Source organism: Mycobacterium cajalii, assembly GCF_045809005.2.
Lineage (GTDB): Bacteria > Actinomycetota > Actinomycetes > Mycobacteriales > Mycobacteriaceae > Mycobacterium.
Map to the genome: position 1 here is coordinate 3,089,013 of NZ_CM141436.1, position 14,172 is coordinate 3,103,184.

Sequence of the window (14,172 nt, forward strand, 5' to 3'; positions counted from 1 at the left end):
GGTTCCCTCCGGACCGGGTAGGCGCAGTGCATGCCGATGGTGCCGAAGCACCGGATCCCGAGCGGCCCGGTGTTGATGTTCTGGGTGGTGCCGGCGGTCTGCGTGGCCGTGGCGATCGCGCTCGTGATCGCCGAGGTCGCGCATCGGTCGCGCCAGGTGATGGATCGGTACTATCCGGCCGACGCGGACCGGCCCGCCGAAACTGATCTCTCGGAGGCCCCGGAGCACGTGATCGCGTCACCGCGCGAAGGACTGCTCGTCGAGGTGGACGAGGCCGCCCTCGCCAAGCTGGCGGCCCGCGCGAATTGCGTGGTCGCGCTGGAGCGCCGGGTGGGAGACTTCGTTCCCGAGGGGTCGGCGTTGCTGACGGTGCGCGGTGACCCCGACGATCCGGACCGGCTGGTCGGCCGCATGTGCAGGCGGGTGGTGTTGGGCGCCGAACGGGCCCTCGTGCAGGATGTGGCGTTCGGGTTTCGCCAGTTGGTCGACATCGCCGACCGGGCCATGTCCCCGGGCATCAACGATCCGACCACGGCCTGCCGGGCCCTGGACTCGCTGCACAGTCTGCTGCGGCAGCTTGCCACGCGCGCGCCGGCATCCGACGCGGTATGCGGGCCGGACGGCCGGGTGCGGTTGGTGATGCCGCGATATCAGTTCGCCGACCTTCTCGACGTCACGGTGGACGAGATCTGGCACTACGGATCCGACGCGGCGCAGGTGCCCGAGCGGATCAGGCGCATGCTCGCCGACCTGGCTGAGGTCGCCCGCCCGGAGCATCAGGACGCGGTGCGGCACTGGATACGGCGGGTCAACGCATAACGAAATCCGCCGTGCGCGTTGGCATTGGTGTCGCGCCACGCGTCCGACCAGCGCGGCGCCGGCGCGGTGACCGGTTCCGCGCAGCGCCGCAGGGGTAGTCGCACAACCATGAGCTCGCAGCGCAAGCACCGCATCCCCACCGGCCCGCATTCCCAATTCTGGTTGGTGCCGGTGGTGTTCTCGGTGGCCGCGGTCGGGCTGGCCTTCGCGCTGACCACCTTCAACGACACCTTCCCGGAGATGACCGCGCCCTTCATGTTCAAAGGCACGTCGTCGGGTGCCCGCAGCTCGTTGGACTCCATCGTCACCGCGATGATCTCGCTGACCGGGATGGTGTTCTCGCTGGCCTTCGTCGCGGTGCAGCTGTCCAGCGGCCAGTACTCGCCCCGGGTGGTGCAGATGTACATGCGGGACCGCATCATCCAGGTCACGTTCGGAGATCTTCGTCGCGACGTTCTTCTACGCGCTGGTCGTGGAGCAGAGCTTGAAACCCGGCGCGCCGGTGCCGCGCCTGGCGGTCAGCGTGGCAACGGTGTTCGTGTTTGCCAGCGCCGTGTTGTTCATGATCTATGTCGGTCGCGTGGCGTACATGATGCGGGCCTCGACGATCATCGCCGAGATCTGCGACCTGGCGAGCGCGATCCTGGAGGGACGCTGTCCGCGCGACGCGGGGCCGCCCGACACCGTCGGAGAGCTGCCGGCGGCGCACCGCGTGATCGCGGCGCGGGAGCGGGGGATGCTGGTCACGATCGCGGAGTCGGCCGTCGCGAAGCAGGCTGCCCGGGCGGGCTGCATCGTGGCGTTGAAGCTTCGGGTCGGGGATTTCGTGCCGCTGGAGGCGCCGCTGTTCACGGTGCACGGCACGCCCGACGACCTCGACCGCCTCGTCGACGGGACGTGCAAGCACCTGGAGTTCGGCACCGAGCGCACCCTGCAACAGGATGTGGCGTTCGGCTTCCGGCAGTTGATCGACATGATCGAGAAGGCGCTGTCCCCGAGCGTGAACGATCCGACCACCGCCTGCCAGGCCCTGGACGCGCTGCATGAGTTGTTGCGGCGGCTGGCAACCCGCGCGCCGGTGTCGGAAGCGGTCCGCGGACCCGACGGCGAGCTGCGGCTGGTGATGCCGCGCTACCAATTCGGCGACCTGCTTCAGGTGACGGTGTGCGAGACGCTGCGCTACGGCTCGGATGCGGCGCAGGTGCCCGAGCGGATCGACCGCATGCTCGCCGACCTGGCGGAGGCGGCCCACCCCGAGCATCGCGACGCCGTACGTCGCGCCAGGGAACTGAGCGTCTAGGGCGGGGCCGGGACTGGCCGTCGCCACCTGCGACTGCCCGGCGCCGGCCCGCGTACCGTTGTGCTGTGCCCAAGACCAGCCGCGCCCAGCCTGGCGGCCTGAGCAGCCGGTTCTGGCGACTGCTCGGCGCCAGCACAGAAAAGGACCGCAGCCGTTCCCTCGCCGCGGTCACCTCCTCGTCGGAGTACGACGAGGAGGCCGCCGGCCTGACCGATGAGCAGCTCCGCAAGGCCGCGGGACTGCTCAAGCTCGACGACCTCGCGGAGTCCGACGACATCGCCCAGTTCCTCGCGATCGCCCGGGAGGCGGCCGAGCGCGCGACCGGGCTCCGCCCGTTCGACGTGCAGTTGCTGGGGGCGTTGCGCATGCTTGCCGGCGACGTGATCGAGATGGCCACCGGTGAGGGCAAGACCCTGGCCGGCGCGATCGCGGCGGCCGGGTACGCCCTCGCCGGCCGGCACGTGCACGTGGTGACGATCAACGACTACCTGGCCCGCCGCGACGCGGAGTGGATGGGCGCCCTGCTGACGGCCATGGGTTTGACCGTCGGCTGGATCACCGCGGAGTCGACGCGGGAGGACCGCCGGGCCGCCTACCACTGCGACGTCACCTACGCCTCGGTCAACGAGATCGGCTTCGACGTGCTGCGCGACCAGCTGGTGACCGACGTCGCCGACCTGGTCTCGCCCAACCCCGACGTCGCCCTGATCGACGAGGCCGACTCCGTACTGGTCGACGAGGCGCTGGTGCCCCTGGTGCTGGCCGGCACCACCCACCGGGAGACACCGCGCCTGGAGATCATCAAGCTGGTCGGCGAACTCGTCGCGGGCACCGACTACGACACCGACGCCGACAGCCGCAACGTCCACCTGACCGAAGCCGGCGCGCACAAGGTCGAGAAGGCGCTCGGCGGCATCGACCTGTACTCCGAGGAACACGTCGGCACGACGCTGACCGAGGTCAACGTCGCCCTGCACGCACACGTGCTGTTGCAGCGCGACGTCCACTACATCGTCCGCGACGACGCGGTGCACCTGATCAACTCCTCCCGCGGGCGCATCGCCCAGCTGCAGCGCTGGCCCGACGGTCTGCAGGCCGCCGTGGAGGCGAAGGAGGGCATCGAGACCACCGAGACGGGCGAGGTGCTCGACACCATCACGGTGCAGGCGCTGATCAACCGCTACGCGACCGTGTGCGGGATGACGGGGACCGCGCTGGCCGCCGGTGAGCAGCTGCGCCAGTTCTACAAGCTGGGTGTGTCGCCGATCCCGCCGAACAAGCCCAACATCCGCGAGGACGAGCCCGACCGCGTGTACATCACCGCCGCCGCCAAGAACGACGCGATCGTGGCGCACATCACCGAGGTGCATGCCACCGGCCAGCCGGTGCTGGTCGGCACCCGCGACGTGGCCGAGTCCGAGGAACTGCACGAGCGTCTGCTGCGCCGCGACATCCCGGCGGTGGTGCTCAACGCGAAGAACGACGCCGAGGAAGCGCAGGTGATCGCCGAGGCGGGCAAATACGGTGTGGTAACGGTGTCCACCCAGATGGCCGGACGCGGCACCGACATCCGGCTCGGCGGGTCCGACGAGGCCGATCATGACAAGGTCGCCGAGTTGGGCGGGCTGCACGTGGTGGGGACCGGCCGGCACCACACCGAGCGGCTGGACAACCAGTTGCGCGGCCGGGCCGGGCGCCAGGGAGACCCGGGGTCGACGGTGTTCTTCTCCAGTTGGGAAGACGACGTGGTGGTGGCCAACCTCGATCGCAACAAGCTGCCCACCCAGACCGACGAGGACGGCCGGATCGTCAGCGCCAAGTCGGCCGGGCTGCTCGACCACGCCCAGCGCGTCGCCGAGGGCCGCATGCTGGATGTGCACGCCAACACCTGGCGCTACAACCAACTGATCGCCCAACAGCGCGCCATCATCGTCGATCGGCGAAACACGTTGCTGCGTACCGCTACCGCGCGCGAGGAGCTCGCCGAGCTGGCACCCCGGCGCTACGAGGAGCTGTCGGAGAAGATCTCCGAGGAACGGCTCGAGACGATCTGCCGGCAGATCATGCTGTACCACCTCGACCGAGGCTGGGCCGATCACCTGGCGTACCTGGCCGACATCCGCGAGAGCATCCACCTGCGCGCGCTGGGCCGGCAGAACCCCCTGGACGAGTTCCACCGGCTGGCGGTCGACGCGTTCGCGTCGCTGGCCGCCGACGCGATCGAGGCGGCCCAGCAGACGTTCGAGACCGCCAACGTCCTCGAGGAGGAGCCGGGCCTGGACCTGTCCAAGCTCGCCCGTCCGACCTCGACGTGGACCTACATGGTCAACGACAACCCGCTCTCCGACGACACGCTGTCGACCCTGAGCCTGCCCGGGGTGTTCCGCTGACGGTGTTCGCGGCCCGATCCGTCGTGCGAACCACATCATCACGGGGCTAAGGTCACGGCTCATGGAGCCACTGCCTCCGCCCGACCGGGTGCTGACAGTGCCGAACGCGCTGAGCGCCCTGCGGCTGGCGCTCATCCCGGTGTTCGTCTACGTCCTGCTGGTCGCGCACGCCAACGGCTGGGCGGTGGCGATCCTGACGTTCAGCGGCGCCTCGGACTGGGCCGACGGCAAGATCGCGCGGCTGCTCGACCAGTCCTCGCGGCTGGGCGTGCTGCTCGACCCGGCGGTGGACCGCCTTTACATGGTCAGCGTGCCGATCGTGTTGGCCCTGAGCGGCATCGTGCCCTGGTGGTTCGTGATCGTGCTGCTGGCGCGCGACGGGCTGCTGGCCGCGACGCTGCCGTGGCTGCGGAGCCGTGGGCTGTCGGCACTGCCGGTGACCTACGTCGGCAAAGCCGCCACGTTCGCCCTGATGGCTGGCTTTCCGCTGGTTCTGCTGGGAACCTGGGACGCGTTATGGAGCCGCGTGGTGTGGGCCTGCGGGTGGGCGTTTCTCGTGTGGGGTATGTACATGTACCTGTGGGCGTTCGTGCTGTACGCGGTCCAGGTGGGCCTGGTCGTGCGGCGGATGCCCAGGCTCGCACCCCACCTGCGGGAAGCGGCCGCACAGGAGTCGGGTGACCATGGCCGAGGCTGACCGCATGCTCGGGGGCTACGACCCCAACGCCGGCCACAGCGCCCACGCGGCCGCACGGCGGCAACACATCCCGGTGCCCTCCCTGCTGCGCGCCCTGCTGTCCGAGCACCTGGACCCCGGTTACGCCGCGGCGGCCGCCAAACGCAGCCGCTCGACCACGCCACCCACCCCGGGCCGGCGCGCCCTGGACTGGATCTGGCAGGCCCTGGCGGCGCTGTTGATCGCGACGGTGTTCGCGCTCGCGGTGACGCAGGCCCGCTCGGTTGCGCCCGGCGTCCGCAGCGAGCAGCAGCTGCTGGTCCGGGGCGTGCGTTCGGCGGAAGCCACCGCCGGCGACCTGGCGCAGCGCCGCGCGGCCCTGTCGACGCGGGTCGACGACGTGCAGCGCCGGGCGCTGGCCGACAACGCGGCGGGCCAGCGGCTGCTGAGCCGCCTGGACGCGCTCAGCCTGGCCGCGGCCAGCACGCCGGTGATCGGGCCGGGCCTGAAGGTGACCGTGACCGACCCCGGCGTCAGCCCGAACCTGTCCGACGTGTCCAAACAGCGGGTCAGCGGCAGCACCCAGATCATCTTGGACCGGGACCTGCAGCTGGTCGTGAATTCGTTGTGGGAGAGCGGCGCCGAGGCCGTCTCGGTCGGCGGCGTGCGGATCGGGCCGAACGCGACCATCCGGCAGGCCGGCGGGGCGATTCTCGTCGACAACAATCCCACCAGCAGCCCCTACACCATCCTGGCGGTCGGGCCGCCACACGCGATGCGCGACGTGTTCGACCGCAGTCGCGGCTTGCAACGCCTCAGGCTGCTCGAGGTTTCCTACGGCGTGGACGTCACCGTCCACGCCGCCGACGGCCTCTCGCTGCCCGCCGGATCGATCCGGGATGTCAAGTTCGCCAAGCAGATTGGGTCGCAGTGAGCAGAGTTCGCGCATGATCGGTATCGCGGCGCTCGCCGTCGGCATCGTGCTGGGCCTGGTCTTCCACCCCGCGGTGCCCGAGGTGATCCAGCCCTATCTTCCGATCGCGGTGGTCGCCGCCCTGGACGCGGTGTTCGGCGGGATGCGGGCTTACCTCGAACGGATCTTCGACTCGAAGGTGTTCGTGGTGTCGTTCGTCTTCAACGTGTTCGTGGCCGCGCTGATCGTCTATGTGGGCGACCAACTCGGCGTCGGCACCCAGTTGTCCACGGCGATCATCGTCGTGCTGGGCATCCGCATCTTCGGCAACGCCGCCGCGCTGCGCCGCCGATTGTTCGGTGCCTGACCGCGCCGGCGACGATGCAGAGCGAAGCGATGAGAAGGAGCGGCGGATTGACCGCGCCGGCGACGATGCAGAGCGAAGCGATGAGAAGGAGCGGCGGATTGACGGCGCCGGCGACGATGCAGAGCGAAGCGATGAGAAGGAGCGGCGGATTGACGGAGACGGGACCGGGATGAGCCAAGACCCGCCCGAACGCGCCCCCGACGAACCCCCCGGCACCCCCGACGAGCGGCGTGGCGGCCGCCACGAACTACCGGCCCACCGCCCGCGGCCCGCGATCGGGGCGGTGCACCGCAGAGGGTGGTCCGGATTCCTGCGCGGCGGCCGCACCCGGCTGGCCTTCGGCACCCTGGCCATCTTGTTGTGCCTGCTCCTGGGGATCGGCATCGCCACACAGGTCCGGCGGACCGAGACGGGCGACTCCCTGGACACCGCGCGGCCCGCGGACCTGCTTGTGCTGCTCGACTCGCTGCGCCAGCGCGAAGCCACCCTCAACACCGAGGTGAGCGAACTGCAGAGCACGCTGAACTCGTTGCAGGCCGCCGGCAACACCGATCAGGCGGCCATCCAGAGCGCGCAGGCCAGGCTGGCGGCGCTGTCGATCCTGGTCGGCATCGTGGGCGCCACGGGGCCGGGCGTCACCGTCACGATCGAGGATCCCGGGCCCGGAGTGTCGCCGGAGGCGATGCTCGACGTCGTCAACGAGCTGCGTGCCGCCGGCGCCGAGGCGATCGAGGTCAACGACGCCCGCCAGTCCGTGCGGGTGGGTGTGGACACCTGGGTAGCGGGTATGCCTGGCTCGCTGGTCGTCGACAACAAGACCCTGTCGCCACCGTATTCGGTTCTGGCAATTGGTGATCCGCCGACGCTGGCCGCGGCGATGAACATTCCGGGCGGCGCAGAGGACAGCATCAAGCGCGTCGGCGCGCGGATGTCGGTGCAGCAGGCCGACAAGGTGGATGTGGCCACCTTGCGGCAACCAAAACCGCACCAATACGCTCAGCCCGTCAAGTGAACCCGACCAGAACAGGATTACCGTGAGCGATATCCCGCCCGATCTGCACTACACCACCGAACACGAGTGGGTTCGCCGCAGCGAGGACACCGCACGGATCGGGATCACCGACTTCGCGCAGTCGGCGTTGGGCGATGTCGTTTTCGTTCAGTTGCCCGAGGTGGGCGCCGAACTGACCGCGGGGGAGTCCTTCGGCGAGGTGGAGTCGACGAAATCGGTGTCGGACCTCTACGCCCCCGTCTCGGGCAAAGTGTCCGCGGTCAACGGCGACCTGGACGGCAGCCCCCAGCTGGTCAACTCCGACCCCTACGGCGCCGGATGGCTGCTGGAAGTTCAGGTCTCGGACGTCGCCGAGTTGGAGTCGGCCATCTCGGGATTGCTCGACGCCGAGGCGTACCGCGGCACGCTGACCGAATGACGGTTGCTAATGTGCCTGCCAGCCGTGCTCCGCAACCGTGCGCGCGGCGCGGCAAGCTCGATCGTGGAGGTGTCGCTCCCGCTCGCGGGGGTACGTCTCCACATGGGCTCGTGCAGTTCCCCCGCGCGGGGAACCGCGACCCGGGGTGGTCGGGCTTACGATGCCGAGGTGGTGGGCACATTGTCGAGCGGTGCGCGGTACGGTCGACACATCAAGGCGAGCAGGCAGTGACAAGCAGTACGGGGCGAAGCGAAACAAGTGGGTGACCGGCCCGAGCGGCCCGGTCAGACAACGCCACAGCGGCCAGTGAGGAGCAGCGCGTGACGGACATGGACTCCGACATGGGTAAAGACCAGAGTTCTGACGAAGTCACTGTGGAGACGACTTCCGTCTTCCGGGCCGACTTCCTCAACGAGCTGGACGCCCCCGTACAAGCGGGCGGCGAAACCGCGGTGTCCGGAGTGGAGGGCCTTCCGGCGGGTTCGGCGTTGCTGGTCGTCAAGCGGGGACCGAACGCCGGGTCCCGCTTCCTGCTCGACCAGCCCATCACGTCGGCGGGCCGGCACCCCGACAGCGACATCTTCCTCGACGACGTCACCGTCAGCCGCCGCCACGCCGAATTCCGGCTGGAGAACAACGAATTCCACGTCGTCGACGTCGGCAGCCTCAACGGGACCTACGTCAACCGCGAGCCCGTCGATTCGGCGGTGCTGGCGAACGGCGACGAGGTGCAGATCGGCAAATTCCGTCTGGTGTTCCTGACGGGGCCCAAGCAAGGTGAGGGCGAGGGAGGTTCCGGAGGCTAGTGAGCGCACCCGATAGCCCGGCTCTGGCCGGGATGTCGATCGGGGCGGTACTGGACCTGCTGAGGCCGGACTTCCCCGATGTCACGATCTCCAAGATCCGATTCTTGGAGGCCGAGGGGTTGGTGACGCCGCAGCGCGCCGCGTCGGGATATCGCCGGTTCACCGCGTACGACTGCGCGCGGTTGCGTTTCATCCTGACCGCCCAGCGCGACCACTACCTACCGCTGAAGGTGATCAGGGCGCAACTGGACGCCCAGGCCGACGGGGAGTTGCCGGCCGTCGGGTCGCCCTACGGTGTCCCGCGGCTGGTGTCGGTGACCGACGACGGGGAGGTCGCCGGATCCGACACGGCGGCAGTGGCTCCCACCCGCGTCCGGCTCAGCCACGAAGACCTCCTGGCGCGCTCGGGGGTCGACGACGAGCTCCTGACGGCGCTCCTGAAAGCCGGCGTGATCACCACCGGCCCGGGCGGTTTCTTCGACGAACACGCCGTGGTGATTCTGCAGTGCGCGAGCGCGCTGTCCGAATACGGCGTCGAGCCGCGGCATTTGCGGGCCTTCCGCTCCGCGGCCGACCGGCAGTCCGACCTGATCGCCCAGATCGCCGGCCCGGTGGTCAAGGCCGGAAAGGCCGGTGCCCGCGACCGCGCCGACGATCTCGCGCGTGAGGTCGCGGCGCTCGCAATTACGTTGCACACATCGTTGATCAAGTCCGCCGTTCGCGACGTTCTGCGCCGCTGAGGACTAGACTTCAAGCGAAACTTGGTGTTCGACCGCAACGTCGCGCCGAGTATGGGTTGTAGACGGCGGCAGGTGCGGAGGTCAGGCACAAATGGGCGAGGTTCGTGTTGTCGGCATTCGCGTAGAGCAACCGCAAAACCAGCCGGTGCTGTTGCTCCGTGAAGCCAACGGCGACCGGTATCTGCCGATCTGGATCGGCCAGTCCGAGGCCGCGGCCATTGCGCTCGAGCAGCAAGGCGTGGAGCCGCCCCGCCCGTTGACGCACGATCTCATCAGGGATGTGATTGCCGCGCTTGGACATTCGCTGAAAGAAGTGCGGATCGTCGACCTGCAGGAGGGCACCTTCTACGCCGACCTGGTGTTCGACCGCAACATCACCGTGTCGGCGCGGCCGTCGGACTCGGTGGCGATAGCGCTGCGGGTCGGCGTTCCGATCTACGTCGAGGAAGCCGTGCTCGCCCAGGCGGGGCTGCTCATCCCCGACGAGAGCGACGAGGACTCCAACACCGGCGTCCGTGAGGACGAGGTGGAGAAGTTCAAGGAATTCCTCGACAGCGTGTCGCCCGACGACTTCAAGGCCACCTAGCCCGCCCGGCGGGCCGCTCCGTCACCGCAGGTCGCGACCGGCGCGGGGCCGACCAGGGTACGCCCGCTACCCTGGACGGGGACGTCACGGATGTGTCTCATCTCGCCGCGATCTCGACACGCCTGGCGGATAGCGCACCCACTCACCGTTGCGGCGGCCATACTTTGAGGACCAGACAAGGCGCGGCGGCTACCGAACAGCGTAAGCTCTCTAGCACTCGGGCCTGAGCAAGCGCGGCTGCCGGGGCAGCCAGTGAGAACGAGCGCGACCGGCGAGAGGAAGCACCTTGAGCGACCAGCCACGTCAAGAGCAGCTGGATCTAGCCGACCACGCGGAGCCCGCAGGCAACGGTGATCAGGTGCCGCACGAACCCGTGCAGCCCGGACTGTTCCCCGACGATTCCGTGCCCGACGCGCTCGTGGGCTATCGCGGGCCGAGCGCCTGCCAGATCGCCGGCATCACCTACCGCCAGCTGGACTACTGGGCGCGAACGTCGCTGGTGGTTCCCTCGATCCGCGGCGCGGCGGGTTCGGGCAGCCAGCGCCTCTACTCGTTCAAGGACATCCTGGTCCTCAAGATCGTCAAGCGCCTGCTCGACACCGGCATCTCGCTGCACAACATCCGGGTCGCCGTCGACCATCTGCGCCAGCGCGGCGTCGAGGACCTGGCCAACATCACCCTGTTCTCCGACGGCACCACCGTCTACGAGTGCACCTCGGCCGAAGAGGTCGTCGACCTCTTGCAGGGCGGCCAGGGCGTGTTCGGCATCGCGGTATCCGGTGCGATGCGCGAGCTGACCGGCGTCATCGCCGACTTCCCGGGCGAGCGCGCCGACGGCGGCGAATCCATCGCGGCTCCCGAAGACGAGCTGGCGTCCCGGCGCAAGCACCGCGACCGCAAGATCGGTTAATCGCGCGCCCGTCCCGGCGCGAAGGTGCGCGGCTGCACGCGTCGCGCGGCGTGTCGCCGTGCCGACACGCACGCTCGCGGCCGAGCCGAGCGGCCGGGTAAGCTGGACGACGCGTCGCACTCGGGCGGGAGAGTTCCGTGACTGCCAGTCACGGGCGCCGAAGGAGCAAGACCTCTCCACCAACCTCTCAGGCATCCGGACCGCGCGAGTTTACGACGTCTCTGGAAAGCGGTGCGGCCCCGACTGGTCCGCACCCGCCGATGGGGAAAGGCGCTAAGAGCAGGAGCGGCGCCGAATCTCTCAGGCGCCTGGCGAGACGGGCGAAGACAGAGGGAGAGGGCCGCCTTCCTCTGCCTCTGCTTTTCTGCAGGCCGTCCAGTCAGGAGTTCGCCCGTGTCAGACCACTCAACTTTCGCAACCCGTCACATCGGCCCCGACAGCCAGGCCGTCGCGGCCATGCTCGCGGTCATCGGCGCCGACTCGCTCGACGAACTGGCCGCCAAGGCCGTGCCGGGCCGCATCCTCGACAAGCTCACCGACGGCGGTGTCGCGCCCGGTCTCGACGCGCTGCCCCCGGCCGCCACCGAGACCGAGGCGCTGGCCGAGCTCCGCGCGCTGGCCGAGGCGAACACGGTGGCCGTGTCGATGATCGGGCAGGGCTACTACGACACGCTCACCCCACCGGTGTTGGTGCGCAACATCATGGAAAACCCGGCCTGGTACACCGCCTACACCCCGTACCAGCCCGAGATCAGTCAGGGCCGGCTGGAGGCGCTGCTGAACTTCCAGACGATGGTGGCCGATCTGACCGGGCTCGAGATCGCGAACGCCTCGATGCTCGACGAGGGGACCGCGGCCGCCGAGGCGATGACCCTGATGCACCGGGCCGCCCGGGGCACGTCGAACTGGCTGGCCGTCGACGTCGACGTCTTCACCCAGACCGCCGCGGTGCTGGCGACGCGGGCCCGGCCGCTGGGCATCGAGATCGTCACCGCCGACCTGCGCGAGGGGCTGCCGGACGGCGAGTTCTTCGGGGTCGTCGCGCAGCTGCCCGGCGCCAGCGGCCGGATCACGGACTGGGCCGCCCTGGTGGCGCAGGCGCACGACCGCGGGGCGCTGGTCGCCATCGGCGCCGACCTGCTGGCGTGCACGCTGATCACCCCGCCCGGCGAGATCGGCGCCGACGTGGCGTTCGGCAGCACCCAAAGATTCGGTGTGCCAATGGGCTTCGGCGGCCCGCACGCCGGATACCTGTCGGTGCACCCCCAGCATGCGCGCCAACTGCCGGGCCGGCTGGTGGGGGTGTCGGTCGACGACGACGGTGCGCCGGCGTTTCGCCTGGCGCTGCAGACGCGCGAGCAGCACATCCGCCGCGACAAGGCGACGAGCAACATCTGCACCGCGCAGGTGCTGCTGGCGGTGATGGCCGCCATGTACGCGGCCTACCACGGTGCCGAGGGCCTGGTGGCCATCGCCCGCCGGGTGCACGGGCACGCCGAGGCGATCGCCGCCGGGCTCGGCGACGCCGTCGTGCACGACACGTACTTCGACACCGTCCTGGCCCGGGTGCCGGGACGCGCTGACGCCGTCGTCGCCGCGGCGAAGGTCAAGGGCATCAACGTGTGGCGCGTCGACGCCGACCATGTGTCGGTGGCGTGCGACGAGGCCACTACGGACGACCACGTGGCGGCGGTGCTGGAGGCGTTCGGGGTGCTGCCCGCCGACCCGGTGCGCGTCGACATCGCCACCCGGACATCGGAATTCCTGACCCACCCGGCGTTCACGCAGTACCGCACCGAGACCGCGATGATGCGCTACCTGCGCACCCTCGCGGACAAGGACATCGCCCTGGACCGCAGCATGATCCCGCTCGGCTCGTGCACGATGAAACTCAACGCGGCCGCCGAGATGGAGCCGATCACCTGGCCGGAGTTCGCGCGCCAGCATCCCTTCGCCCCGGCCTCCGATACCCCCGGGCTGCGTCGCCTGATCGCCGACCTTCAGAGTTGGCTGGTGCAGATCACCGGCTACGACGCGGTCTCCCTGCAACCCAACGCCGGCTCGCAGGGCGAATACGCCGGATTGCTGGCGATCCGCGAATACCACGCCAGCCGGGGCGAACCGCACCGCGACGTCTGCCTGATCCCGTCCAGCGCGCACGGCACCAACGCCGCCTCGGCGGCGCTGGCCGGCATGCGGGTGGTCGTGGTGGCCTGCCGGGACAAGGGTGGTCAGGCGGGCGACGTCGACCTCGACGACCTGCGAGACAAGGTCGCAGCGCACGCCGACCACCTGGCGGCGCTGATGATCACCTATCCCTCCACGCACGGGGTCTACGAGCACGACGTCGCCGACATCTGCGCGGCCGTGCACGACGCCGGCGGCCAGGTCTACATCGACGGCGCGAACCTCAACGCGCTCGTCGGGCTGGCCCGGCCGGGACGGTTCGGCGGCGACGTCAGCCACCTGAACCTGCACAAGACGTTCTGCATCCCGCACGGGGGCGGCGGCCCGGGCGTCGGGCCGGTGGCGGCGCGGTCCCACCTCGCGCCGTTCCTGCCGGGGCACCCGTTCGCCCCCGAGCTGCCCGGCGGGCACCCGGTGGCGTCGGCGCCGTACGGCTCGGCCTCGATCCTGCCGATCACCTGGGCCTACATCCGGATGATGGGCGCGCAGGGGCTGCGCGCGGCCTCGCTGGTCGCGATCGCCTCGGCCAACTACATCGCCCGGCGTCTCGACGAGTACTTCCCGGTGCTCTACACCGGCGAGAACGGCATGGTCGCCCACGAGTGCATCCTCGATCTGCGCGGGATCACCAAGGCGACCGGCGTGACCGTCGACGACGTCGCGAAACGACTGGCGGACTACGGTTTCCACGCGCCCACGATGAGCTTTCCGGTGGCCGGCACGCTCATGGTCGAGCCCACCGAGAGCGAGACCCTGACCGAAGTCGACGCGTTCTGCGAAGCCATGATCGCCATCCGCGGCGAGATCGACCGGGTCGGTTCGGGGGAGTGGACCGTCGACGACAATCCGCTGCGCGGCGCGCCGCACACCGCCGAGTGCCTGCTGGTCGCCGACTGGGATCACCCGTACACCCGCGAGGAAGCGGCCTACCCGCTCGGCAAGGGCTTCCGGCCCAAGGTCTGGCCGCCGGTGCGGCGCATCGACGGCGCCTACGGCGACCGCCACCTGGTCTGCTCGTGCCCGCCGGTGGAGGCGTTCGCGTAGTCGG

The 14,172-nt window shown here is 69.7% G+C and carries 13 protein-coding genes, 2 pseudogenes and 2 riboswitches; all 15 genes and pseudogenes read left to right on the top strand.

From position 1 onward, the window contains the following. The first annotated feature begins 30 nt into the window (after positions 1-30). On the top strand, positions 31-819 hold the full coding sequence (locus ACJ512_RS14690) for a DUF2254 family protein (protein ID WP_407687662.1): 789 nt from the start codon (positions 31-33) through the stop codon (positions 817-819). A gap of 108 nt (positions 820-927) precedes the next feature. After that, positions 928-1,197: pseudogene (locus tag ACJ512_RS14695) on the top strand (DUF2254 family protein); the annotation flags it as partial. Positions 1,198-1,258: 61 nt separating this feature from the next. After that, positions 1,259-2,119, top strand: coding sequence for a DUF2254 family protein (locus ACJ512_RS14700; protein WP_407687679.1), 861 nt, complete (start codon positions 1,259-1,261; stop codon positions 2,117-2,119). 65 nt (positions 2,120-2,184) lie between these two features. After that, on the top strand, positions 2,185-4,509 hold the full coding sequence (gene secA2, locus ACJ512_RS14705) for an accessory Sec system translocase SecA2 (protein ID WP_407687661.1): 2,325 nt from the start codon (positions 2,185-2,187) through the stop codon (positions 4,507-4,509). A 61-nt stretch (positions 4,510-4,570) separates the two neighbouring features. Beyond that, entirely contained in the window at positions 4,571-5,206 is a 636-nt protein-coding gene (locus ACJ512_RS14710) for a CDP-alcohol phosphatidyltransferase family protein (protein ID WP_407687660.1), read from the top strand. After that, positions 5,193-6,119 carry a DUF881 domain-containing protein gene (locus ACJ512_RS14715; RefSeq protein WP_407687659.1) on the top strand — a complete coding sequence of 309 codons (927 nt, stop codon included), beginning with the start codon at positions 5,193-5,195 and terminating at the stop codon, positions 6,117-6,119. Before ACJ512_RS14710 ends, ACJ512_RS14715 begins: the two co-directional genes overlap by 14 nt. Positions 6,120-6,132: 13 nt before the next feature. Beyond that, a complete protein-coding gene (locus tag ACJ512_RS14720) occupies positions 6,133-6,465 on the top strand; it encodes a small basic family protein (RefSeq protein WP_369738522.1) in 333 nt (110 codons plus the stop codon). Beyond that, positions 6,462-6,551 (top strand): annotated as a pseudogene (locus ACJ512_RS14725) (hypothetical protein); the annotation flags it as partial. The gene ACJ512_RS14720 and the pseudogene ACJ512_RS14725, both read left to right, overlap by 4 nt. 83 nt (positions 6,552-6,634) lie before the next feature. After that, entirely contained in the window at positions 6,635-7,477 is an 843-nt protein-coding gene (locus ACJ512_RS14730; protein WP_407687658.1) for a DUF881 domain-containing protein, read from the top strand. Between the two features lie 22 nt (positions 7,478-7,499). Next, on the top strand, positions 7,500-7,895 hold the full coding sequence (gene gcvH, locus ACJ512_RS14735) for a glycine cleavage system protein GcvH (protein WP_407687657.1): 396 nt from the start codon (positions 7,500-7,502) through the stop codon (positions 7,893-7,895). A 320-nt stretch (positions 7,896-8,215) separates the two neighbouring features. Then, complete coding sequence (gene garA, locus ACJ512_RS14740) at positions 8,216-8,701, top strand: glycogen accumulation regulator GarA (RefSeq protein WP_407687656.1); 486 nt, start codon at positions 8,216-8,218, stop codon at positions 8,699-8,701. Next, positions 8,701-9,441 carry a transcriptional regulator FtsR gene (ftsR, locus tag ACJ512_RS14745; RefSeq protein WP_407687655.1) on the top strand — a complete coding sequence of 247 codons (741 nt, stop codon included), beginning with the start codon at positions 8,701-8,703 and terminating at the stop codon, positions 9,439-9,441. Before garA ends, ftsR begins: the two co-directional genes overlap by 1 nt. A gap of 91 nt (positions 9,442-9,532) precedes the next feature. Further along, positions 9,533-10,027: a bifunctional nuclease family protein gene (locus ACJ512_RS14750; RefSeq protein WP_407687654.1), complete on the top strand. Its 495-nt coding sequence runs from the start codon at positions 9,533-9,535 to the stop codon at positions 10,025-10,027. A 286-nt stretch (positions 10,028-10,313) separates the two neighbouring features. Beyond that, positions 10,314-10,937, top strand: coding sequence for a MerR family transcriptional regulator (locus tag ACJ512_RS14755; RefSeq protein ID WP_407687653.1), 624 nt, complete (start codon positions 10,314-10,316; stop codon positions 10,935-10,937). 115 nt (positions 10,938-11,052) lie between these two features. Continuing rightward, a riboswitch (glycine riboswitch) is annotated at positions 11,053-11,150 on the top strand. After that, positions 11,151-11,261, top strand: a riboswitch (glycine riboswitch). It abuts the riboswitch before it with no gap. A 69-nt stretch (positions 11,262-11,330) separates the two neighbouring features. Continuing rightward, positions 11,331-14,168, top strand: coding sequence for an aminomethyl-transferring glycine dehydrogenase (gene gcvP / locus ACJ512_RS14760; protein WP_407687652.1), 2,838 nt, complete (start codon positions 11,331-11,333; stop codon positions 14,166-14,168). Positions 14,169-14,172: the final 4 nt, after the last annotated feature.